26 protein-coding genes and 2 pseudogenes are annotated in these 22,921 nt (G+C 40.7%); 13 read left to right on the top strand and 15 right to left on the bottom strand.

What is annotated here, in order from left to right; all coding sequences use genetic code 11:
• Positions 1-951 (bottom strand): amidase (locus JMX03_RS14455; RefSeq protein ID WP_201598200.1); only part of this gene is annotated, 951 nt, incomplete at its 3' end.
• Between the two features lie 266 nt (positions 952-1,217).
• Here JMX03_RS14455 and JMX03_RS15225 point away from each other — a divergent pair.
• A complete protein-coding gene (locus JMX03_RS15225) occupies positions 1,218-1,508 on the top strand; it encodes a hypothetical protein (protein ID WP_201598204.1) in 291 nt (96 codons plus the stop codon).
• A 159-nt stretch (positions 1,509-1,667) separates the two neighbouring features.
• Here JMX03_RS15225 and JMX03_RS14465 read toward each other — a convergent pair whose 3' ends face one another.
• Positions 1,668-2,303, bottom strand: coding sequence for a recombinase family protein (locus JMX03_RS14465; protein ID WP_201598208.1), 636 nt, complete (start codon positions 2,301-2,303; stop codon positions 1,668-1,670).
• A 362-nt stretch (positions 2,304-2,665) separates the two neighbouring features.
• Positions 2,666-3,367, bottom strand: a complete 702-nt coding sequence (locus JMX03_RS14470) for an IS1-like element ISPa14 family transposase (protein ID WP_015586042.1) — start codon at positions 3,365-3,367, stop codon at positions 2,666-2,668.
• Positions 3,368-3,514: 147 nt separating this feature from the next.
• Between JMX03_RS14470 and JMX03_RS14475 the strand changes: the two genes are divergently transcribed.
• The gene (locus tag JMX03_RS14475) at positions 3,515-4,177 is read left to right on the top strand and encodes a hypothetical protein (RefSeq protein ID WP_227695940.1); all 663 of its coding nucleotides are present in this window, start codon (positions 3,515-3,517) and stop codon (positions 4,175-4,177) included.
• 41 nt (positions 4,178-4,218) lie between these two features.
• Here JMX03_RS14475 and JMX03_RS14480 read toward each other — a convergent pair whose 3' ends face one another.
• Entirely contained in the window at positions 4,219-5,055 is an 837-nt protein-coding gene (locus tag JMX03_RS14480; RefSeq protein WP_000480968.1) for an aminoglycoside O-phosphotransferase APH(6)-Id, read from the bottom strand.
• Positions 5,055-5,857: pseudogene (gene aph(3'')-Ib, locus JMX03_RS14485) on the bottom strand (aminoglycoside O-phosphotransferase APH(3'')-Ib). Before aph(3'')-Ib ends, JMX03_RS14480 begins: the two are co-directional and overlap by 1 nt.
• Before the next feature lie 115 nt (positions 5,858-5,972).
• Between aph(3'')-Ib and JMX03_RS14490 the strand changes: the two are divergent.
• Complete coding sequence (locus JMX03_RS14490; RefSeq protein ID WP_015586042.1) at positions 5,973-6,674, top strand: IS1-like element ISPa14 family transposase; 702 nt, start codon at positions 5,973-5,975, stop codon at positions 6,672-6,674.
• Here the strand turns inward: JMX03_RS14490 and JMX03_RS14495 are convergent.
• The 3 genes from JMX03_RS14495 to tet(H) all read right to left on the bottom strand — a co-directional run bounded on the left by JMX03_RS14495 (position 6,639) and on the right by tet(H) (position 10,285).
• Positions 6,639-7,385: an EcpB family pilus assembly chaperone gene (locus JMX03_RS14495; RefSeq protein WP_201598211.1), complete on the bottom strand. Its 747-nt coding sequence runs from the start codon at positions 7,383-7,385 to the stop codon at positions 6,639-6,641. The genes JMX03_RS14490 and JMX03_RS14495 overlap by 36 nt on opposite strands.
• A 66-nt stretch (positions 7,386-7,451) precedes the next feature.
• Positions 7,452-8,051, bottom strand: coding sequence for a common pilus major fimbrillin subunit EcpA (ecpA, locus tag JMX03_RS14500; protein ID WP_109394146.1), 600 nt, complete (start codon positions 8,049-8,051; stop codon positions 7,452-7,454).
• A 1,031-nt stretch (positions 8,052-9,082) separates the two neighbouring features.
• Positions 9,083-10,285, bottom strand: a complete 1,203-nt coding sequence (tet(H), locus tag JMX03_RS14505) for a tetracycline efflux MFS transporter Tet(H) (protein WP_201598220.1) — start codon at positions 10,283-10,285, stop codon at positions 9,083-9,085.
• Between the two features lie 91 nt (positions 10,286-10,376).
• Here tet(H) and tetR(H) point away from each other — a divergent pair, with 91 nt between their 5' ends.
• The gene (tetR(H), locus tag JMX03_RS14510; protein WP_006248868.1) at positions 10,377-11,000 is read left to right on the top strand and encodes a tetracycline resistance transcriptional repressor TetR(H); all 624 of its coding nucleotides are present in this window, start codon (positions 10,377-10,379) and stop codon (positions 10,998-11,000) included.
• 2 nt (positions 11,001-11,002) lie between these two features.
• Here the strand turns inward: tetR(H) and JMX03_RS14515 are convergent, their stop codons facing one another.
• Both JMX03_RS14515 and JMX03_RS14520 read right to left on the bottom strand, forming a co-directional pair.
• A complete protein-coding gene (locus JMX03_RS14515; RefSeq protein ID WP_201598221.1) occupies positions 11,003-11,947 on the bottom strand; it encodes a diacylglycerol kinase catalytic domain-containing protein in 945 nt (314 codons plus the stop codon).
• Positions 11,947-12,966: an SPFH domain-containing protein gene (locus JMX03_RS14520; RefSeq protein WP_032056459.1), complete on the bottom strand. Its 1,020-nt coding sequence runs from the start codon at positions 12,964-12,966 to the stop codon at positions 11,947-11,949. Before JMX03_RS14520 ends, JMX03_RS14515 begins: the two co-directional genes overlap by 1 nt.
• A gap of 84 nt (positions 12,967-13,050) precedes the next feature.
• Between JMX03_RS14520 and JMX03_RS14525 the strand changes: the two genes are divergently transcribed.
• A complete protein-coding gene (locus JMX03_RS14525) occupies positions 13,051-13,833 on the top strand; it encodes an NUDIX hydrolase (protein WP_201598224.1) in 783 nt (260 codons plus the stop codon).
• A 12-nt stretch (positions 13,834-13,845) separates the two neighbouring features.
• On the opposite strand, the gene JMX03_RS14530 is transcribed toward JMX03_RS14525, so the two are convergent.
• Entirely contained in the window at positions 13,846-14,388 is a 543-nt protein-coding gene (locus JMX03_RS14530; protein WP_406947752.1) for an alpha/beta hydrolase fold domain-containing protein, read from the bottom strand.
• 6 nt (positions 14,389-14,394) lie between these two features.
• Between JMX03_RS14530 and JMX03_RS14535 the strand changes: the two genes are divergently transcribed.
• The gene (locus JMX03_RS14535; RefSeq protein ID WP_015586042.1) at positions 14,395-15,096 is read left to right on the top strand and encodes an IS1-like element ISPa14 family transposase; all 702 of its coding nucleotides are present in this window, start codon (positions 14,395-14,397) and stop codon (positions 15,094-15,096) included.
• Here JMX03_RS14535 and JMX03_RS14540 read toward each other — a convergent pair.
• Positions 15,089-15,568, bottom strand: coding sequence for a hypothetical protein (locus tag JMX03_RS14540; protein ID WP_201598231.1), 480 nt, complete (start codon positions 15,566-15,568; stop codon positions 15,089-15,091). The two genes, JMX03_RS14535 and JMX03_RS14540, sit on opposite strands and share 8 nt — an antisense overlap.
• Positions 15,569-15,847: 279 nt before the next feature.
• On the opposite strand from JMX03_RS14540, the gene JMX03_RS14545 reads away from it, so the two are divergent.
• The 5 genes and pseudogenes from JMX03_RS14545 (at position 15,848) to JMX03_RS14565 (ending at position 20,016) form a co-directional block, all read left to right on the top strand.
• Positions 15,848-16,819, top strand: a complete 972-nt coding sequence (locus tag JMX03_RS14545; RefSeq protein WP_201598237.1) for a tetratricopeptide repeat protein — start codon at positions 15,848-15,850, stop codon at positions 16,817-16,819.
• A gap of 282 nt (positions 16,820-17,101) precedes the next feature.
• The gene (locus JMX03_RS14550) at positions 17,102-17,497 is read left to right on the top strand and encodes a transposase (RefSeq protein WP_201598240.1); all 396 of its coding nucleotides are present in this window, start codon (positions 17,102-17,104) and stop codon (positions 17,495-17,497) included.
• Positions 17,494-17,838 (top strand): IS66 family insertion sequence element accessory protein TnpB, encoded by a 345-nt coding sequence (tnpB, locus tag JMX03_RS14555; RefSeq protein ID WP_201598250.1) that lies wholly within the window; start codon positions 17,494-17,496, stop codon positions 17,836-17,838. Before JMX03_RS14550 ends, tnpB begins: the two co-directional genes overlap by 4 nt.
• Positions 17,839-17,973: 135 nt before the next feature.
• Positions 17,974-19,672, top strand: a pseudogene (gene tnpC / locus JMX03_RS14560) (IS66 family transposase).
• Between the two features lie 38 nt (positions 19,673-19,710).
• Positions 19,711-20,016, top strand: coding sequence for a hypothetical protein (locus JMX03_RS14565; protein ID WP_201598252.1), 306 nt, complete (start codon positions 19,711-19,713; stop codon positions 20,014-20,016).
• Positions 20,017-20,190: 174 nt separating this feature from the next.
• Here JMX03_RS14565 and JMX03_RS14570 read toward each other — a convergent pair whose 3' ends face one another.
• The 3 genes from JMX03_RS14570 to JMX03_RS14580 are packed head-to-tail and all read right to left on the bottom strand — an operon-like array spanning position 20,191 to position 21,835.
• Positions 20,191-20,607 carry a hypothetical protein gene (locus JMX03_RS14570; RefSeq protein ID WP_201598254.1) on the bottom strand — a complete coding sequence of 139 codons (417 nt, stop codon included), beginning with the start codon at positions 20,605-20,607 and terminating at the stop codon, positions 20,191-20,193.
• Complete coding sequence (locus JMX03_RS14575; protein ID WP_201598258.1) at positions 20,607-21,257, bottom strand: S1 family peptidase; 651 nt, start codon at positions 21,255-21,257, stop codon at positions 20,607-20,609. The genes JMX03_RS14570 and JMX03_RS14575 overlap by 1 nt, the downstream gene beginning before the upstream one ends.
• A gap of 59 nt (positions 21,258-21,316) precedes the next feature.
• Complete coding sequence (locus JMX03_RS14580) at positions 21,317-21,835, bottom strand: RepB family plasmid replication initiator protein (protein ID WP_201598261.1); 519 nt, start codon at positions 21,833-21,835, stop codon at positions 21,317-21,319.
• A gap of 488 nt (positions 21,836-22,323) precedes the next feature.
• On the opposite strand from JMX03_RS14580, the gene JMX03_RS14585 reads away from it, so the two are divergent.
• Together JMX03_RS14585 and JMX03_RS14590 are read left to right on the top strand one after the other, a co-directional pair.
• The gene (locus JMX03_RS14585; protein ID WP_087813576.1) at positions 22,324-22,614 is read left to right on the top strand and encodes a type II toxin-antitoxin system Phd/YefM family antitoxin; all 291 of its coding nucleotides are present in this window, start codon (positions 22,324-22,326) and stop codon (positions 22,612-22,614) included.
• On the top strand, positions 22,611-22,865 hold the full coding sequence (locus JMX03_RS14590; RefSeq protein WP_087813577.1) for a Txe/YoeB family addiction module toxin: 255 nt from the start codon (positions 22,611-22,613) through the stop codon (positions 22,863-22,865). Before JMX03_RS14585 ends, JMX03_RS14590 begins: the two co-directional genes overlap by 4 nt.
• Positions 22,866-22,921: the final 56 nt, after the last annotated feature.

Below are 22,921 nucleotides of genomic sequence, written 5' to 3' on the forward strand. Positions count from 1 at the left end.
GCTCATCTGTTCCTGGCTATAGGGTATTCCCAAATCCACAAATTCCACATGCGCACCGAGCTGTGTGAAAACCTGCGCCGTCTTGCTGATCAGATCCTTTATCTCTGGCTGAACCGGGAACACGCCATAGTCCAGTGTCAAGCCGATTTTCTTACCGCGAACCCCTTGGACAAGTGCGGAGGTGAAATCCAGTTTGACCCGTAGTGAATTGGGATCGCGACGATCGAAGCCGTGCAATGCATTCATTGCCAATGCCGCATCTTCGACAGTTCGTGTGATGGGCCCTTCATAAATATAAGTTGCCAGATGGAATGCATTCGGGCGGCTGATGAAAGGTATACGTCCTATGGAAGGTTGAAATCCGTAAGTATTGGTCCAGGCCGCTGGAATTCTCACTGACCCGCCAGCATCAGTGCCCCCAGCGATGGGCACAATGCCGTCAGCCACAACCGCCGCGGCTCCGCCCGATGAGCCACCGGCGTTGTAGTCGAGGTTGAATGGGTTGCGCGTCGGCCCGAAGAATTTATTGTCTGTTACCCCGCGAAAACCAAATACCGGACTATTGGTCTGCCCCAACAGCAGACTGTCTTCATTAGACATTTTCAATGGGAAAGTCGACCACGCTCCCTCAGCGCCGCGGAGATGCTTGAGCGCGCTGATGCCGCCCAGCGTAGACGGCCAGCCTGGCTTGGCCGCAAACAAATCCTTCATAAGCGTCGGTACGCCCGCAAGCGCCCCGGTACGTCCTCCATTCATGATGTGCCGCTCAAGCTCTGCCGCTTTTACGCGAGCTTCATCGTAAGCCTTGTATGTAACCGCATTCATGCTGGGATTGCGCTGCTCGATGAGCTCTATAGTTCCTTCAACGACTTCTCGCGGAGAAATCTGTTTGGATTTTACCAATCCAGCGATCTCGGTCGCTGTTTTCCAGTGAACTTGGGAACCTATCATTTAGATCTCCGGCACTTAGGTGCTCATTTTATTTCATTGAAACGCTAGAGCCTTGTTATAGAAAAACCTTATAAGTGAGCTCTATCACAGGTACTTCATCCCTATCGGCATGATAGCAAAGGAGTTGCCGCTTTGCAAATGGGGTGTTTTGCCTATAGACAGTCTAGAAACTTTGCACGAGCTAGTGAGAATGGGGTGCTAGCCCCTGCTTATGGGCTCCTCTAAAACGCAGATCTGAGTCGAGTCTGCCCCCGACGCTGGCCGAGATGGAGACCGCTTTAACCTATGATGTCGAAGAATTGATGGGCGGCCTGGATTTCGCCCGCATGGCAGGCGAGATTGCCACGCGCCATGGCAAGATCTTGCGCGTTCACCTAGGCCTCAACTCTGCAGGGATGAGCCGCAATGGCCTTGAGATGGGCACGGAGCTACTTTTTGAGTACCACCACAAGCAGGGCAGCTTTCTGGGTGGCGACCACCATACTCAAGTGAGCAGTCAGCTACTCCCTTTCCTTCACACATGTAGCAGCTATCTTCATCATCCAGAGGCATATTAAAATTCCTATTCAAAAAGTTGTAGTCGATAATATAGAATCATGTATTCCAACGTACGTGCTCGGCTAACACACGACTACTCAACTTATACTCTAACCCATTACGGTTATCAATCGTCTAAGTGTTCCAGTTGTAGTGGCAAAGTAAAATTGGCCACCTACCTATGTTTTATCTGACTCAAGCGCATCCATTCTTTTTTTTACATCAGCAATCAAATGCCGCGAGCAACCAAGCGTTTCTTGGATACTCGAATAGCTTTGCCCTGCTTGAAGCAATGAGGCAATACTCGCACGTTTCTTCAAATCAGGTTTACGCCCAACGTACTTTCCGTCCGCTCGCGCTTTTTCGATACCTTGCAGCTGACGCCTACGCCGATCCTCGTAATCTTTGCGGGCGACTGCCGCCAACATATCAAGAAGCATTCCGTTAACGGCTTGGATGATGGAAGCTGTGAACTCTGTGCTATCAGAACTTTTAAACGCCATCCAGCTGGTGGGTAATTCTGGCGAAACGATCATCAGCTTTTTTGATGCCAGCAGATGTTTTAGCGTTTCCCAGTCAGATTGTTTCAGTCGTGCCAGCCGATCAATTTGTTCGACTAGGATAGTGTCACCTTCTTCAGCATCTGAAATTAATTCCATTAGCTTAGGTCGATGCAATGTCGCACCCGATTCGTTCTCTATATAGAAGGAAGCGATTCTCTGATTGTGGTCGGCAGCAAAATTAATCAGCGACTGTTTTGCACGCTCAGCATTTTGCTCAGTAGTTGAAGCTCGTAGATAGGCGCGTAAGAACATTTTAGAGATACCAGTCTGTTTTAAATGGTTCTCTTATTGTAGTCTGTTATAAGTGGTTCTGGAAGCTGTTTTGAGTTGTTAAGCGCTGGTTCTCTTGAGGTATACCCTAATAAAACTATTCTAAACTAACTTCTCTAAAATCATTTAGTCATGATATTGGTCTTTAGAGGTACATAGTTTTCCAGAAGTTTTTCTCGTTTGATATCCAATAATTTTTGGAATCGGGAATGTAATAGCTAAAATCACCAACTGAAGCAACCCACCCCTCATACGAAACAGAGCTTTCGGGAGAATAATCATAATCAGTATGTAAGTAAATCTGTCTATCAAAATTTGGTGGTGTTTCAAAAAGTATGCTGACATTAAATGAAGCCATTATTGATGTAAAAAAAGGTTAAGTCGAAAGCTTTAAAATGGTTTTCAATCTTTTTTGAAAAATTACAACTCCTTCTAAAACCGCGCCTAATTCGATGCCTTATTTTGCAATTATTACCTTCAATACCTACAGTAAAAAATTTACCAATACTTTGCTTGCAGTTTTTAAAAGCAGTTATGAAACTGTCCCAATGATCACTTGCAATTCGGGTGTAGTGAATACCTAATTGTTTAAGCTTTGCCTTCAATCGTTGAACTGTAGCTAAGTCTCTTTTACCCCAAACATAAGCAACAATCTCACCTGTTTCTCGATGGTAGGCGTAAATAAGCCATTGTTTATTATTTTTATTTCCCACAAAAGTCCAAAACTCATCAACTTCAAGAGACTCATAATGACTTTGTTTAGGCTGAATTTGGTAGGTCGATTCGGTTAAAGTACGTAAAACTTTACCGATACTGATTCGCTCAACTTCAGCGATATCTCGTATACCACTACCTCTGACCATCAACTGTAATATTTTTCGAGTAATGCCTGAATGACATCCTAGATAGCTCAGAGCATGGTCACCAATAAACTGACGTTTACAGTCTTTGCACTGATAGTTTTGTTTCCCATCTACTTTGATGCCATTTTTCTTTATACTGTCACTGAGGCAGGTTGGACATTTGATTTCTAGAGTTATTCGCATTTCTCTATTTTATCAAAATTCAACCTGCTTTGTTTCAGCATACTTTTTGAAACACCACCAAAGATTAAAGTAAGTGGTAAGCTCAATTTAGTATTGTTTCGTCAGAGCCGAGATTGCCTTGAGCTAATTAATGTTACTGAAAATGAAATGATGCTCGTAAAGCAGGTTACAGATCATGACCCACAACAGTCAGAAGATATTGCCTTGCAAATTTATAGTGAAGTTAAAGAGCAATTATTAAATCTTGAAAATAAGATTGTGGACGATCAAGGAGCATACAAAACTAGCGAAGTTAAGAACTTCAATAATCAAGCTGATGAAGCCCAGTTAAGCCGTAAGGAATTAGAGTTAGATAAGCACGAAATAACTAAACAAGTCCGAATACAGCTAAAAATAGAAGGTAAATTGGGTGCGGATTTTGCTAAGTCTGCAAATGGGCTATCAGTTGCTCAAGGTGACTATATCAAGCTGAATGAAGCCTACAGTCAAAAAGACGGCTTATTCAAAAGCACTAATTTACCTAAAGACGCTGAAATTAAAATTACAGGTCAAACTACTAAAAAAGGTGAAACCTATGCGACAGGGATTTATAGCAAATCGAATGTAGAGTTAAAAATTAGAGAAGCAAAAGCCCGCTATGGTGATCAGTATGTAAAACGCTATATGAACAATCCTGAAGTGAAACAGGTTGTAGATCAAAAGGTGACAGCGCAGCAGAAAACATTTAAATCTTTATCTGCTTCAAGGGGTCGTTTGCGGGAGAGGGCGAAATCCTACGCTAAGGCTTTGGCCAACGATATTCTCCGGTAAGATTGATGTGTTCCCAGGGGATAGGAGAAGTCGCTTGATATCTAGTATGACGTCTGTCGCACCTGCTTGATCGCGGCCGCGATAGCTAGATCGCGTTGCTCCTCTTCTCCATCCGCGTTCCAAGCTGCGGAAAGGCACCCATAAGCGTACGCCTGGTCGAGCAGGCGACGCGGATCGACGTCCAGCGCACGAGAGAATGCGTCCGCCATCTGTGCAATGCGTCTAGGATCGAGACAAAGGTCGTCTCTGTCAGCCGGATCGTAGAACATATTGGCGGCGCCAAAGCCCACTTCACCGACCAGACCGACGGGATCTATCACCAGCCAGCCGCGACTGGAGAACATGATGTTTTCATGATGCAGATCGCCATGTAGCCCACGCAGTTCCGAGGCATTGCTCATCATTTGATCGGCTATAATCGCCGCGTGGACGTAGTCAGTTTGACAACCTGCGTTTTGATCATCGCGCGCCCGCTGAAACAAAGCTGCAAAGCGATCCCGGATCGGGAGAAGGGCAGAAGGCAGGGGTTCCTCAGATGCGGCATACAGCTTCGCCATTAGTTCCGCTGCAATTTCGGTCGCCTGGTAGTCGCCGTGCTCGGCAACGATGTGAGAGAGCATTCGCTCCCCGGCATATTCGAGCAACATCAGATTGTTCTCACGACCGAGCAACCGGACTGCTCCCCTCCCATTGCGCCATACCAGATAGTCGGCCCCGCGCAGTTCATCAGCAATGTCTTCTATAGGTTTCAATCCCTTGACGATTGCAGGAGTCCCGTCTGGCAATGAAACTTTCCAAACGAGGCTGGAAAAGGTGTCCGCAATGAGAACAGGTTGCGAAACGTGCCAATGAGCAGGAAAAACAGGCGGCATGAACATCAACCCCAAGTCAGAGGGTCCAATCGCAGATAGAAGGCAAGGCGTTCGCGGTCGGGGGCTTCGATCCCCAATACATTGAATAGGACAGCGAAGGCGCGCTCTGCTTCATCTGGCGCTGCCCAGTTCTCTTCGGCGTTAGCAATCATGAGTGCCAAATCGGCATAGCGATCTGCTGTTCCGAGCCGCCCAAGGTCGATCAGACCCGTGCATTGAAGAGTTTTAGGGTCCACCATGAAGTTCGGCATGCAGGGATCACCATGGCAAACAACCATATCGGTGCGCTCTTGGTCGAGCCGCACCGGTAGCTCTCGTTCGACACGAGCCAAAAGATCGAGCTGCGGCGTACTCTTGTCCTCGTCCGGTAAGAAGTCGGGATTGACGGCATTGCGGGACACCACATCAACGGCGCGTCCGAACATTCGCGACAGCCTGCGCTCAAACGGACATTGATCAACCGATAGGCTGTGAACAGCGCCAAGTTGCTGCCCCATTGACGGCCACGCTTTGAGCAAATCCGCTCCAGACAGATCAGCCGCCGGTACTCCCGGAATTGCCGTTATCACCAAGCATGCACCCTCCTGTTCCTCCTGCCAGTTGATCACCTCGGGGCAAGCCACACCTCGACCTTTGAGCCAAATGAGGCGGTCACGCTCTCCAGCGAGCTCACCGCGGCGGGAAGCAGGTGCGATTTTCGCGAAGGCATGCCCGTCACCACGTCGAAAAACAAAATCACCAGATTCTCCGCCTCTGACAGGCAACCAGTCAGAATGCGATTCACCAAAAAAATATTAGTTCGATTCAATGGAGGTTCCTTCAGTTTTCTGATGAAGCGCGGAGGTGGCTCAACCTGCGAAAAGAGGTGGTGTTTCAAAAAGTATGCTGAAACAAAGCAGGTTGAATTTTGATAAAATAGAGAAATGCGAATAACTCTAGAAATCAAATGTCCAACCTGCCTCAGTGACAGTATAAAGAAAAATGGCATCAAAGTAGATGGGAAACAAAACTATCAGTGCAAAGACTGTAAACGTCAGTTTATTGGTGACCATGCTCTGAGCTATCTAGGATGTCATTCAGGCATTACTCGAAAAATATTACAGTTGATGGTCAGAGGTAGTGGTATACGAGATATCGCTGAAGTTGAGCGAATCAGTATCGGTAAAGTTTTACGTACTTTAACCGAATCGACCTACCAAATTCAGCCTAAACAAAGTCATTATGAGTCTCTTGAAGTTGATGAGTTTTGGACTTTTGTGGGAAATAAAAATAATAAACAATGGCTTATTTACGCCTACCATCGAGAAACAGGTGAGATTGTTGCTTATGTTTGGGGTAAAAGAGACTTAGCTACAGTTCAACGATTGAAGGCAAAGCTTAAACAATTAGGTATTCACTACACCCGAATTGCAAGTGATCATTGGGACAGTTTCATAACTGCTTTTAAAAACTGCAAGCAAAGTATTGGTAAATTTTTTACTGTAGGTATTGAAGGTAATAATTGCAAAATAAGGCATCGAATTAGGCGCGGTTTTAGAAGGAGTTGTAATTTTTCAAAAAAGATTGAAAACCATTTTAAAGCTTTCGACTTAACCTTTTTTTACATCAATAATGGCTTCATTTAATGTCAGCATACTTTTTGAAACACCACCATTTATAATAATAAAATCATCGTTATGCCAAATACCGACAGTTGCTCTTTTGCTTTGAACATCGACTTGTTTTAACTTAACACCAAGGCCTGGCATGACATAATAACGTTCACTACAACGATTATTTTCATTTTTTGTCACGGCATCAGGCATACAATCGCCTGTGGCGACAGTACGGAATGAGCTATTCCCCGTGTTGTAAACAATACGAGTGCTTTTATCGAAACGGTAACTGAAGTTTTCTTGACGTGGAGCGACGACTAAAATGGTACTTATCATTGCTGATGTGGTCGCAGTTGCTGCTTTTGAGCTCTGTGTTGATCCGGTTTCAGTCACGGGATCATCACGCCAAACTAAGCGATAATAGCGTTCTTGATTATCACTAGGACCTTTATAGAAAATCTTGAAATTTTCTTTGGTTTTTCCGGGTAAAATTAAGTTTGCTGGTGAGATCAAAATCTCATTATTAACTAAAGGGATCACTTTTCCATCTTCTAAAGGCGATGAAATACGTTCAATAGACAATCCAACTAACCGTGCTTGCTCGACGTTATTTTCAATTTCTTTAGCAAGAATAGTTTGGTCAGACTGCATTGTTTCAGTAATGGCGCCGACATGGATGGCTGCTGCAAATTGGCTATAAAAAACCAAAGGACTCAAACACGCTAATATTATTTTTTTCATCGTGGATCCTTTAGGGTGAGCGAAAATTCGCTCATCCCGTATTTATTAAAATACTTACTTTGTAACTTATGGTGTTTTAGTGAAGTCGCCTTCCCAAGTTGCAGTAAACTGAACTTTAACGTCACCATCCCAGTAACCATCAGCTAAATCAGAGAATTGAGTATCAGTACCAGCGATTTTTGCGGAAGCAATATTGAACGTGAATTGGCTTTGACCGCTTACACGCTCTTTACCGTTGTAAGCACCGTCTTGAGCTAAGAAATCAAGACCAGCCGTTGTACCTGCAGCAACGTCAACCATGGTAGTTTCTGTTGAGCTAGTTAAGTCTGTACCATTCCATTTAACACCAACAGTTAATTCACTGTTATCAGAAGCACGTACTAATTTATCGGTGATGATTTTTGAAGTCAGTTTAAAATCAGTCGCTTTTTCTTGACCTTGGATAGTGATATCGAACGCACCATCTTGAGAATTAAATGCTTTAATACCTTCCGCATAATTGAAAGTTAAAGATTTTAATGGTGTAACAACTAACATACTTTTAGTATCTTTGTATGCTTTCGCATCCCATGAAGCAACAGCACTTGCTGTACGAGTATCAGCTTGAGCAAGAGTTGTTGTACCCATAATAGCAACTGCAAGAACGGCTAATGTCAGCTTTTTCATAAAATATCCTTCGTAGATTAATTCTTATTACATAATGTTTTTAAATAACAGATATTATTTAAAAATAATCAGTTATTCAGTTATTCAGTTATTTAGGTTTTAGTAAAAATACTTATTTAAAATGAACTTTTAAATAGATTCATTTTAAATAAAATATATTTTTGAAATAGAAAACTGATTTTTTGAATTTGTGAGTGTCGATTCTCTTTATGATTTAAATCAATATATTCAAATGCGCAAAAAAAGTAATAAAGCTAAAATAAGTGCATTTATTCTTTTTTGGATTATTGGTTTTATTTACTAATTTGTCATGAGGTCAATTCTACAATTTAAATTTTTTATGTGGATAGGATTAATCCCATAGGATTTTATGCTGGAAAGTAAAAATATTAGTGTTTTTAAACTTTGTATTGATTTTCATACGCGTAAATCGAGTTTTTATCGTTATTAAATAAAGATAACTTAAGTATTTATGATTAGTTATCACTATATAAAAATTTTTATTTACTCTCTTTTTGTTTTTTTTTTATTTTGTAAGGTAATTTTTAGAAATATAAGTTCAATAACTTGGTCTTTTTTGGACTTACCTTGGTGTTTTATTTGTTTTGTGATGGATTTAGAATTAACAGATAAACTTTATTATTGGGAGTATCTAAAAATGATTAGTGAGTATTGATCTAAATTAATATATGGCTATTACTACAAATAATTCTTAATTAAATAGAGCTAAAACTAATAGAAATTCTATTTTTATTTTTAGTTGGATAATAATTTCACAATGTAAATAAAAAGTAAATTAATAATGAAATATTTGTTTTTTTTACTCAGGGTGAATATGATTGAAAATAACTATCATAAAATAACTATGTAACTAAACGACTCCCTTACCTGCTTTATCGTTCAACGCCGATGTTTATGATTGCAGCCAGTAAGCCTTGGGTAAAAGAGGCTTATTAATTGCGATAAAAATAAAGTCCTATCAACGTTATTAAGAGCGGACAGGACTTTTATGATCTTTATAATTTCTAGTATTAAGGGGTTGAAATAACAGCTTTAGGTGTGGTTTTTCTTTGGTGAAAATAAGCGGTAATAAGCAACATAGCATAAAGTATTGCCCCCATCAGCCATAACAGACCATCCCAATAAGCGACGCTATAACTATAAATAGAGGCAAATAAAAGGGGACCAATGATCCCGGTAATATTGGTTAGGCTCACCAGCGTACCTTGTAATTTCCCTTGCGCATTATCATCGACAGATTTTGATAAATAACCTTGTAATGCGGGTTGCCCCATACCTCCTGCCGCTAAGCAAATTAATGCTGGTAAGATGACCCAAACGTGGCCTATCCACGCTAATAATAAACAGCCCATCATATCAATAGACATACTGATCATAATGGTGGTTTTTTCGCCCCATTTTTGTGCCAATTTCCCAGCGACAATCGCCTGAAAGAAAATATGTAATACACCCAGAACCGCCAAAGACATACCGATAGAAGTTGTGTTCCAATCAAAACGATATTGTGTAAACAGCACCCAGATGGTGGCAGGAATTTGCCCGATAAGCTGGATAATAAAATAGGTTGCTAACCAAAAGTAGAGGCTTTTCTTAAAAAAAACAGTGACTGTATTTGAGGCAGTTTGGTTTTCAGGTGTCCTATTGGCAACAAGCGCTTCTCTTTTTTGTGTTTCTCGGAAAAAGAGCAAAGAGAGTATTAATAATATCGAGTGTGAAATAGCGGCAAAAATAAATGGCATATGAGCACTGATATCACCTAATAATCCCCCTAGCATTGGGCCGATAATAAGGCCAACACCAAAAGCACCACCTAGGAAACCAAAATAGCGAGTTCGATTTTTAGCGGGAGTCACATCACTCATCGCTGATGCACATACGGCACCTGTTGCGCCTGTGATCCCCGCAATGATGCGCCCAATATAGAGCATCCAAAGTGTGGTTGAGAATGCCATTAAAAGATAGTCGAGTGCCGCGCCTAAAAGGGAAAACAGCAAGATGGGTTTTCTGCCGTATTTATCAGACAGTCGTCCTAGAATAGGAGCAAAAATAACCTGCATGGTAGCATAGAGCGCTAATAGCACACCGTAATGGGTTGCCAGTGAATTTTCACTGACAAATTCATTTAATAGAGTAGGGAGTACTGGCATGATAAGCCCGATACCAATGGCATCTAATACGGTGATCAGCAGTATAATAATAATTGATTTATTCATTGAGATCCTAAAAATCTATCAGTGATAGAGTGGGTGTAAAATATCTCTATCAGTGATAGATTGTCAAGGCTATTTTATTTTGAGGTAGGTAATGGCAAAGCTAGATAAAGAACAAGTTATTGATAATGCGTTGATTTTACTTAATGAAGTTGGTATTGAAGGATTAACAACGCGTAAGCTGGCGCAAAAAATAGGTGTGGAACAACCCACATTGTATTGGCATGTAAAAAATAAACGCGCTTTGTTAGATGCATTAGCAGAAACTATTTTGCAAAAGCACCATCATCATGTTTTGCCATTGCCGAATGAAACATGGCAGGACTTTTTGCGAAATAACGCGAAAAGCTTCCGCCAAGCCTTATTAATGTATCGTGATGGTGGCAAAATTCATGCGGGAACACGCCCCTCTGAAAGTCAATTTGAGACATCAGAACAGCAACTACAGTTTTTGTGTGATGCTGGGTTTAGTCTATCTCAAGCCGTGTATGCATTAAGCTCTATTGCGCATTTTACATTAGGCTCCGTACTGGAAACTCAAGAGCATCAAGAAAGCCAAAAAGAGCGTGAAAAAGTAGAGACGGATACTGTTGCCTATCCGCCATTATTAACCCAAGCCGTTGCAATTATGGATAGTGATAATGGTGATGCTGCATTTTTGTTTGTCCTTGATGTGATGATCTCTGGACTTGAAACAGTATTAAAGAGCGCTAAATAAATCTAAATTCGCTGACGCCCTTTTTGGCTAATTAGTTGCCCTTGTATGTCAGCGATACCAATGTGAGCAATACAACCTGCATTAAATTGTAAATAGTCATCTTCGATGCCATCAGAGAAAATTACGCCATTCTCTGGCATCAAAGATCCTAATTGCAGTGGTGAGTCAGGCTCAATAGTGCCAAAAGTCAGTGCAACACCTGTTGTTCTACTTGGAAATGGCTCTCTTACACTAAATTGTAGCTTTCGATCACTCCAGCTAAAGCCTTGTAATAGAGGGTGCGAAGCTTCTCCTGTAATTGCCATCGCACCAGCAAGAATAGATTGAAACCACCCCGTTGATCCCAATCCTGTTGATACAATAATGCCTGATGAAGATTGCACTTCTTCAGCGCCATTCCATTGCAAAATATACTGTGCGGAAGTGTGGCTTTTAGGGCCAATAAATAAGTCATAAACCGCTAATAAGGATTGACCATCATTGGTTGTTGCTTGTGCAAAAGTGACCGTTTTAAATGGCATTTTTTTATTAATGGTGTTAATAACTGTCTCTTTTAATTGCCCTATTTCAAAGGGTAATAATTTACCATCCCACCTTGATGGATCAGGATTTATGGCAATGATAGGCTGTCCATTAAGGTATTTCAGCGTATTGGCAACAAGCCCATCTTGACCAATCACCACCACAATATCGTGAGGTGAGAATTGATAGCTGGGTAATAAGCCTCTTTCTAAAAGTTGAAATCGTCCTAATGATTTTAAAATCAACTCAGCTTCTGTGAGTTGCTTTTGATATAAATTGTGTTCATTGAGATAATCCTTTACCTCAACATTGTTGTGTTCTAAATAGAATTTGGCTTGTGACCAGGTATTAAAGCGCTCAATTAATTCCTGTAAGCGGCTTTTTCTCATCACCAGCACAAAGCGAAAATCTTCGTTACGTTGCATTATTTACTGCCTTTTTTCATAAATTGGCTAAATAAATCAGGTGTGATATTCAACTCGCCGATTTTTCCTGAATTCAGTGCTAAGGTTTCAAATGCCATTGCCATTAATTGTTGTGAGTCCATTTTTGCTAATGCCATTGCTTTTAGGTTCTCAACTGGTAATTCACGATAAGCACGCATGGTAGCTTCAATAGCATAAGCATCCGCTTCTGATTGTGTTCGCTGATTTTCAGCACTTAATGCGACTAGTTCTTTGCGTTTTGCTTCCGCATTAACTTTGGCTTCAAGGCGTTCTTTTTCAATCTCAGCTTGTTCGCGTAGTAATGTACGTTCGTTTTCTAAACGTGCTTCTTCAATCTCTTGGCGTTTACGTTGAACAGATAAATCGGTTTCTAATTCAGCCTCTTTAATGGTGCGCTCTTGTTCTACTGAGAATTTACGACGAGCATAAATGGCATCGTCGGCTTCTTTCAGTAAGGATTCTCTCGCTTCAGCTTCTAGTGCTTTTAAGGTTTCTGGTGATGGTGTGATTGCCGCTATAGAGACATCTAAAATCGCAATACCTAATGCCTCTAATGATGGATGTTCAATTAATTGTTCCATCACTAAAGTCACTAATGATTGGCTAAGTAATAACGCTTCTCTAAGTGGTGTACTTTGGATCTTTGCTTGAATTAAGGTTTGTGCAATACGTACAACACGATCACTGAGTTTGAGCGGATCTTCAGAAGCATACGATTTGCCGTTTTTGCTCAAGTTAAAGTTGAGTACTTCTGCGGCTTTTTCGGGCGCTTTAACCTGAAATGAGATTTGCCCTTGAATACGTAAACCCTGAAAGTCCGAGGTTTGGAAATTAAAAATAAAAGGTGCTTCTTGAGCGTTTAAAGGCAATGCCGCAATGGAGGTTGTGGCGGAGTTATACCAAAAACTCAAGCCTTTACCTTGTTGGCGAACGCGACCATTGACGGATTTGATAATGAATGTTGATGAATCAGCTTTAGAGTAATTTAAATTAAACATAGTGTCTCTCCAGTTAGTGTCCTTGTGACATTAACTGAATTGTGTCCTATCGACACTATCTTTGTCAACTGATTTAGTGTCTTTATGACAAAATTTGATTTTTTGCTGTTTAGGCTTAAAATAGTTTCATCGTTTTTTAATAAAGCTTACGCCATGAATGAACAAGATTTTTTAGCCAGTTATAACCGTCGTGATTTCCTATCTCCACTGATCACCATTGATGCCGTACTGTTTACTTATCATGAAGAGCAGTTAAAAGTGTTGTTGGTGAAAAGAGGGGAGCATCCTGAAAAAGGAAAATGGGGCTTACCAGGTGGATTTATCGATGAAGTGCAAGACAAATGCCTTGAAGATACGGTGCTAAGAAAATTAAAAGAGAAAACGGGCGTGATCCCCCCTTATATAGAGCAACTCTGTTCAGTGGGAAATAGCCGGCGTGATGTAAGAGGTTGGTCGGTGACGGTTTGTTATACCGCGTTAATTGCACATCAAGCCTGTGAAGCGCATATAGATACCGTAGATTCGGTGATGTGGTGTCCTATTGATGAGATTGCACAACAAAGCTTAGCGTTTGATCACCATAAATTAATTGTCCAAGCGAGAGAGCGATTAAAGCAAAAATCACTTTATTCGATTGTTCCCGGATTTGCATTACCAGAAGTATTTACCTTGCCAGAATTGCAACATGTTCATGAAATTCTGATTGGTAAAGAGATCCAGAAAAAATCATTTAGGCGACGCATCGAACAAGCCGATTTATTAATTGATACTGGAGAAAAGCGTGCAGAAAGAGGACGCCCCGCAAGTCTGTATCGACTTAAAGAGGCGTCCGCGGATTATCGTTTTATTCGAAATCTTGAGTTTTAATAGGCTGACATTTTACAAAGTGAGTTGTTTGACAAAGTAGTGAGCACCATCTCGAATGGCGTCATCAGCCACTTTCATCATGCGTGAGTAGTGTAAAAAAGCATGTAATGTGCCTGGATACATTTTATATTCACAAGCTAACTGATGGGCTTCTAAGGTTTTAAATAGCGTCACACTATCATCAATAAGTGGGTCATATTGTGCGCTGGCGATAAAGCAAGGCGGAATATCTTGCGTTAAATCATTATTAAATAGGCAATAATAAGGAGCATCGCGACTGCCAAGTGCGGTTAGATATGCATTATCATATTCTTCTAGATCTTGCTGGCGCAATCCATCCCATTCCCCTCCATAAAGGCGACGGCTGGTGGAATCGCGTAATCCATATAATCCATACCAAAGCAAAACTGCACTGATATTGCCGCAGTGAATTTGTTTGTCGCGTAGCCACAATACGGTAGCAAGAGACAGCATTGCACCCGCAGAATCACCCGCAAAACCGGGTGGTGTTTCAAAAAGTATGCTGAAACAAAGCAGGTTGAATTTTGATAAAATAGAGAAATGCGAATAACTCTAGAAATCAAATGTCCAACCTGCCTCAGTGACAGTATAAAGAAAAATGGCATCAAAGTAGATGGGAAACAAAACTATCAGTGCAAAGACTGTAAACGTCAGTTTATTGGTGACCATGCTCTGAGCTATCTAGGATGTCATTCAGGCATTACTCGAAAAATATTACAGTTGATGGTCAGAGGTAGTGGTATACGAGATATCGCTGAAGTTGAGCGAATCAGTATCGGTAAAGTTTTACGTACTTTAACCGAATCGACCTACCAAATTCAGCCTAAACAAAGTCATTATGAGTCTCTTGAAGTTGATGAGTTTTGGACTTTTGTGGGAAATAAAAATAATAAACAATGGCTTATTTACGCCTACCATCGAGAAACAGGTGAGATTGTTGCTTATGTTTGGGGTAAAAGAGACTTAGCTACAGTTCAACGATTGAAGGCAAAGCTTAAACAATTAGGTATTCACTACACCCGAATTGCAAGTGATCATTGGGACAGTTTCATAACTGCTTTTAAAAACTGCAAGCAAAGTATTGGTAAATTTTTTACTGTAGGTATTGAAGGTAATAATTGCAAAATAAGGCATCGAATTAGGCGCGGTTTTAGAAGGAGTTGTAATTTTTCAAAAAAGATTGAAAACCATTTTAAAGCTTTCGACTTAACCTTTTTTTACATCAATAATGGCTTCATTTAATGTCAGCATACTTTTTGAAACACCACCCAAAATTTATATAATATCTTGGTAGCCTCGATTTTATTTGATTAATAGCATCAAGAAAATTACCCTCTAGTTCATGCCCACTAGATAAATGATATTCAATAGAAGAATATAATTCATCTAGACTTTCTTGAGAAAAACCATAAAAAATTATTTGCTCTAAATTAGAAGTACTTAAAACAATCGTTTCATCTAATTCTAAATACTTAGCAAAATTTTCTTTCTTTAATTTAGATATACCACCTCTTGAGTTTTTTAAGCCACTATAAAACGTTTCTAAGGTAATATATCCTTTATCAAGCAAAGCTTTAGCCTCTACCTCTTCATCTAATTGATAGTGGTATTTATAATCTAAAACCCAGTAGCTCATATTATTGCAAACAAAATATGCAACAGACTTTTCATTTAGCCATAAGTCTTCAAGTACTTGCTCATCTAATCTAAACATAATTTTCCTATAGCAGTATTTTTTAATACTTTAGCAACTGGTACGGCATTAATTATGTGTTTATAGCATTGTCATAGCTACTGATTAGTAATAGTAGGCTATGAGCATATAGTCTATAGATCGATTCCTGTATAGGGAACCGAACCAGTGCGAGCGTCTGATTGGTTCGCCATAGGTATGCCTAACAATACTATCTACTAATGTATTTAAGATCATCACGATAGGCATGTAAATGATAAATTGTAGTGTTATCTGGATTAACGAACAGGACGAACAGCTATGAAAAAAAGGCTAGCAACATTTTTACTGACTGGCATTCTGCTGACAGGGTGTCATAAAGCCATTGTTACTCAAATAAGTAGTTCTCAAAACGTAGTTTCAGCCGTAAAATCAGCTATTGAAAAAGAATTTGAAGACATTGCAGTACAAGCTAATCAAGGCGATGCTGAGGCTCAATATAGCCTTGCAGTAATGTATGACGAGGGCGAAGGTACACGCGAGGATAACGCTAAAGCCATTGAGTGGTATACAAAATCTGCCAACCAAGGATATGATCTTGCTCAATATAACCTTGCAATCATGTACGACGATGGCGAAGGGGTAGATGAGGATCACTCTAAAGCTATTGAATGGTTCACGAAATCTGCTAACCAAGGCTATGCTAAGGCCCAATACGAACTTGCTTGGGCTTACTACAATTACGATGGCACAGGTACAAGTGAAGACTACGATAAACATAAAGAGTGGAGCATAAAAGCTGTTAACCAAGGAATTGGACCAAGGAAATTCATTAATGGCGTACCGCATCGAAAGAGCGAGCGTGTGCGTCAAAATGATGCCAAAGTCGTTGAGGCGTGGCAGAAATTAGCTAACCAAGGTGATGTTGAGGGTAAATTCAACATTGGTAACGCTTACTACGAGGGTAAAGGGGTACGTCAGGATTATCCTAAAGCTATCGAGTGGTATACAAAAGCCGCTGACCAAGGATATGTTCCTGCCCAATACCAACTTGGAACAATCTATAGCTATGGCGAAGGTGCTCCTCAGGATTATGCTAAAGCCGGTAAGTGGTATCTAAAAGCCGCCAATCAAGGAGATGCTAGATCTCAATATAACCTTGGTATGATGTACCTCAATGGCATAGGCGTACGTCAAAATACAGTTATAGCGAAAAAGTACTTTTCTAAGGCTTGTGACAATGGGTATCAATTGGGCTGTAAAAACTTGGGTATAATGACAGAGGATGAATAAAGACTAGGTTATTAGGGAATATCCTAGTCAAAGAATCACAAAGCTAATCTTATTAAGTACACTCAGATGTACACTAATTAAACCCAATAGCCTATAACTATTGAAATCGCTTAGCTACAGGCTAAGATTCAAGTCCTCACTAGGGAATCGAACTCTAAACTGTACACTCACTATTTTTGATAACTTAACAACTGATTTAAGAGTAAGCATCCGACCATCCCATCTTTCCCTCACTTAAAAAATGCGAGATAGTGTCCACGATTAATGATCGTGGACACTAACATGACAACACAACCACCTAACAAACCCAAACGTAGAACTTACAGTGCTGAGTTTAAAGAACTTTTAGTACAAGAAGCTGAAAGTTCAGGGCGATCAATTGCCAGTATCGCTCGAGACCATGGCATCAACCAGAACCTTCTGCATAACTGGAAACGTCAGCATCACCGCAACAAGACTCAAACTGGCATATTACCTGCTGCCATAAACAGTCCTCATGATCCAAACCCGCACTTTATCCCAATCCGCCTTGAACCTCAAGCAACTCATCTGTCCTCACCCTCCGTCATACAAAACATCAAGCTGCAAATCAGAGCCCCAGGACCTGGGTCCATAAGCCTCACTATTGCCCAAATAGACACCCAAAGTTTGATTGACCTACTACGAGGACTACCATGATACCCATCACTTACATCTGGCTATCCACCGCGCCCATGGACATGCGATGTGGCAGCGGCAAACTACTGGCTCACATCATCACCCAGCACCAAGGCATCCGCCCTCACTGTGCCTACCTGTTTTACAACAAAGCAGACACACGCCTAAAAGTATTCATTCATGACGGACTTGGGGTTTGGCTTTGCAGCCGTCAGCTAGACGACAGCAAGTTTCATGGCTTAACCAAGCAGCTCACCCCCACTCAAACCGGCATCAGCATCAACCGTGAGCAATTTAATGCCTTAATCAGTGGATTGCCTTGGCGTAACATGGGCAAAGATACATTGACCCCCATCCTATAAATACCCGATGACAGGCAAATAAAACTCTGGCAACATAGCACCATGACTGTTGCCACTCTATCCGACTTATCGAAAGACCCCATTTACGCCGAGCTCCTGGTGAAAATCCACCTGCTTGAACAGCGTAATGAGCACCTGCAACAACAGATTGTTCAAACGAACACAAGCCACGATCAACTACAGCAGCTTTTTAACCAAGTGGTTGAAGAAAACCACAAGCTATATGAACAAGTGCTTGAACTCATCGAAAAACAAAAGCGGCTCATCCATCAACTGTATGGACAAAAGAGCGAAGGCTTAAGTGCCAAACAAACCCACTTAAATCAGGAAGCTGCGCAAGAAGATTTATCTGCACTAGAACAAATCCGAGATGACTACCGCAGCGACTTAACCCAAGATGAGCTTGCCAAGCTACCTGCTATCGATCCTATCCAGACAGAAATGCTCATCGGTGAGAGCGACCTTGAACCAAGCACACAGATCACTGACGGATCGCTACCCTCAGCCACTGATCAGCCTAAAAAAGCAAAGCGTGCCAAATACACGGTTATTCCTGACACCCTTGAGGTGAAAACCCTGGTTCATGAACCACTCACCACCGTCTGTGACTGCGGCTGTCAAATGAAGCGAATTGGGGAGGATAAACAGGACAAACTTGGACTCATCCCCAAGCAGTTTTATATTGAGCGACACCTCTATCCAAAATGGGTATGCCGTGAGTGTGACATCATTCATCAAGCGGCTGCACCCAAGCAAATCATTAACAAGAGCATCGCCACCCCTGAGCTGCTTGCTCACATTCTCATGAGTAAGTATGCAGACCATCAGCCTCTATATCGGCAGAATATTATCTATAAGCGAAGTGGGGTAACTATTCCCGATGCCACCATGGCAGACTGGGTGGGACGCTGTGGTGTTGCCATGGCACCTTTAGTGAATCGCTTGCATTCGCTGTTACTGTCTGAGCCTATCTTACATGCCGATGAAACACCGGTGTCTATCATGAAAAACCCTGTGAAAGCCGGCAGTAAATCATTAAAGAAAGGCTATGTTTGGGCGTATCTCACGCCACAGCACGGTGCATTAAAAGCGGCGGTGTATGACTTTGCCCAGAGCCGTCGTAATGAGCACCCTAAAGCCTTTTTAGACAAATGGCACGGTAAGCTGATTTGCGATGATTACAGTGGATATAAGTTTTTATTTCATCAAGGCGTGAGCGAAATCGGTTGTATGGCCCATGCACGGCGTAAGTTTCATGAATTGCACGTTACTGGACAAAGTGTTATTAGCATTGACGCATTAGCGTTATTCGGGCAGTTGTATGCGGTTGAACGTGAGATTGATGAGCGATTTGAAAAAAACACATCCCCAATGCCAAGAGATCCCCAATGCCAAGAGATCCCCAATGCCAAGAGATCCCCAGATAGTCCGGAAAATCAGGCAGGATAGAGCCAAACCGATTGCGGATAAGCTGCACCAATGGTTACAAGAAAAAAGGCAGTTAACCACTAAGAATGCCAGTATTACTAAGGCGATTGATTATTGCCTGAAACGTTGGCAGGCGCTGACTCAGTATCTAGATGATGGCAGGCTGCCGATTGATAATAATTGGGCGGAGAATCAGATGCGTCCGTGGGCGCTTGGGCGTAAAAACTGGTTGTTTGCCGGTTCGCTGCGAAGTGGGCAGCGTGCTGCGAATATTATGTCAATCATTCAATCAGCTCGCTTAAACGGCTTGGATGTGTCTGCCTATTTGACAGACGTGCTAAGACGCCTGCCTATTCAAGATGATCTGGATGAGTTGTTGCCTCATCTCTGGATGCCATCGCAATAGGGGGTTGGTCGGATGCTTACATTTAAGAGAACTATAATATGGATGAAGACGATCTGAGTCTTAAGTTTGAGATGCTTATAGATCATATTATAGCTAAAAAAAGTTCTCAGCCTATTCTTAGGGATATTTTTGGTCGCTCTAGTGGTGATTGGGTGAATTGCAGAAATTATATAGATGAAAATACATATACTGAAGAATATGAGGGCTTGGATGTATATGTGTGTTGGCTAAATGAGATTAATTCAACTAATGACCAAGGTAGGTTAATTGCCTTCTTCGAAAATAATCAATTGTATTCTCAAATATTAATATTCAATATGAATACGCTTAAGCTTAAAGCTTAAAGCTTAATGAAATTAGGCAGTTTTTAAAGGCATACCCTAGCGGAACCGACGTAAAAGCCACAAAAACCGAGACCATCCCAGATTCTGTGTAACTGACGTTTAGATTAAATACTTACACAAAATTTAGGAAGGTCTCGACTGCGCTTAACGGACGTTCCATTAATTGTAGAAAAATTAAACTGCACACCAAGCATTAGTACCAACTTTTGATATCATTTTCAGAATAAGAATCACTACGGGTGTAAGTAGAGCAGGAGTTACGCCAAATACATCGCCCATTAATGCTGAGATAGTTCCGACTACAAAAAGAGCTGATGTATTAGCTTTTTCTATTATTTTCTCTCTATCTTCTTGGTAACTTTCATCTCCACAAATTAATTTCCTTATTTCTTCAATTAACCTATCAAAGTAAGGATCTGGCTGATTTTCACCACCTCCAAAACTAGATGATTGGCTTCCGCTTTCTGGTGATAACCATATCTTTGCGGCTTCTTCTTCGCCCACAGACTCAATCAAAGGCAATAATGTTTTTTGTTGATACGGTTTTAATAACTCAAGTAATTCTTTATCACTAAAAATAAACTCATTCATCAAAGCATATCCTCTATATATTCAGCAGATATTATTTGTGTTGTTTGATTTAATTCAGCTGGGTTAATTCCATTTAAATATATTCCACTAGATGGAGCATATGTTCCCAGTAAGATTCCTATAATTTTATTCAACTTTTGAGAAAATATTAGTGATCCTGATTGACCAGGTCTTGATTGAATATTAAGAACAGCTTGTTTAATTTTAACGCTATTAGTTGACGATAAAAATTTTGCGCCAATAACCGTTGATTGGTAGGTTAAAACTCTGCGCCCTTCAGTGCAATGAGGGTAACCAAATATCTGTACTGTATCCCCAACATCAACATCATCAATAGATCCCAAACTAGGGATTGGTAAGTTAAATACTCTATTACCTTTCAGCTTTAATATTGCTAAATCTCGAATAGGATCAATCTCAACGATTTCTACATCAACACAACTACAGGATGTATCTGATAAATCTTGATATTCGTTAAATCCTCTTACATGAGGTACAAGAATAACTAGTCCTTTGTCCGTATTATTAATGACATGTCTAGGGGTTACTAAATAGCCATCGTCTCTTACAACAAATGCTGTTCCTAACATCGAAACACCGTCAGGATTGAGTCTTCCGACAACAACAGTTAATTGTGAAAATATATCCATAGGTCTTTATTGCTCCAAAAAAATACTTAGTATATCTTTTTCATAAGTTATCGTTAGTCTTAGTACTCTAAATAATCCTTAATCGGACGTTTCTTGAACTGTGAAGCATCTTTTTTGAGACGATCAACCATCTCAGACTCCCATATCTTCATATTCTGACCAGCTGGGCTAGTTGAACTCACTAAATCATTATAATCCGCTATAAAAATTGGATTACGTGCAATACGCCCTAGCTGCTTGTCATTCAACCCTTCAATGGTAAACATATCCTCTGTGTTTGCATCTCTGCTAATATTTTTTTGATTGGTGATTTTAGGTTTGTTTTTAGGCAAGACTTTAAATTTAAAGCCAATAATACTTTTACCGTCTTTTTCTTGCTCGTAATCAACCTTTATATCAGTGTGCTTATTGATCTCTTTAACAGCTTTATTTAAAACACCAGATTTGAAGTCACACATCCGCTCGTATTCATCGTCATCTACTCCAAGTTGCCCTCTAAATACTTTCAAATCGAATAGAGGTGTCTTTTTAGCTTCACGCCATTGTATTAGAAGTTCGTATAAACGTACTGAATACATACTATTGAGCGTGGAGGTTTGTTCTAACGTGTGAACCGCCCTGAGATTGTCGGAGACTCAACATCCTGAGAGAATACGACAATAAAAAAAAAAACTACGCCCTTTGATTTTTATTTAAAGGCATCACAACGCCATATAAAAATCGATTTAATACAGTAAGGCTTGATAATAACCATTATATTGCATTCATAATTGCTTTTCTGCAAAATGGTATGAGTATATGAGTATATGAGTATATGAGTATATGAGTAAAATTGTTTCTTTCGACAATATAAGGCGGCAAACGTGCCAAGAAATTTAAACTAAGATCAATATGTCAGCTTTCATATGTACGTTTTAAAAAGATACATGAAGACATATCAAATTATCCCTTTGCTTCTTACTAATATATGTACAGATATAAGTACAGATATAGTATATACTAGTATAACATTCAACCTATAATGATAGGTCATATAACCAACATAATTAAACGTGGAGTAATTATTATGGACGTTGTGAACTACACTGATTTTAGAAAGAGCTTAGCAAAGTATATCGATAAGGTAGACACTGATAAAGGCCCGATATTAATTACAAGACAAAATGCTAAACCGACGGTATTGATGAGTTTAGAAGAGTTTAACTCGTATGAGGAAACACTGCATCTTTTAAGCAGCCCTACCAATGCCAAGCGTCTCAGACGCTCTATTGCTGATGCTAAAGCTGGTCGCTTGATTGAACGTGAGATTGATGCCAAAGATATGCCACTCACTTTTGATGATGAGGTAGACGCTTGATACTATCTTGGACGGAAGACGCGTGGGAGGACTATGAGTACTGGCAAAGAACCAGTAAAGAGAAAGTCAAACAGATCGGTAAGCTAATTAAAGCCATCAAACGTGACCCATTTAAGGGTATTGGCAAACCTGAACCACTCAAACATGACCTTGCAGGCTACTGGTCTCGTCGAATTGATCAAGAGCATCGGCTGGTTTATGAAATTCAAGATGATGCGATCATTATCGTCCAGTGCCGTTATCATTACTAAGCAAAGGTATAACAGCTCAAAAAGTGCCTGATTTATAATTAGGCACTTTTTCATAG

The organism is Psychrobacter fulvigenes (assembly GCF_904846155.1).
GTDB classification, from domain to species: domain Bacteria; phylum Pseudomonadota; class Gammaproteobacteria; order Pseudomonadales; family Moraxellaceae; genus Psychrobacter; species Psychrobacter fulvigenes.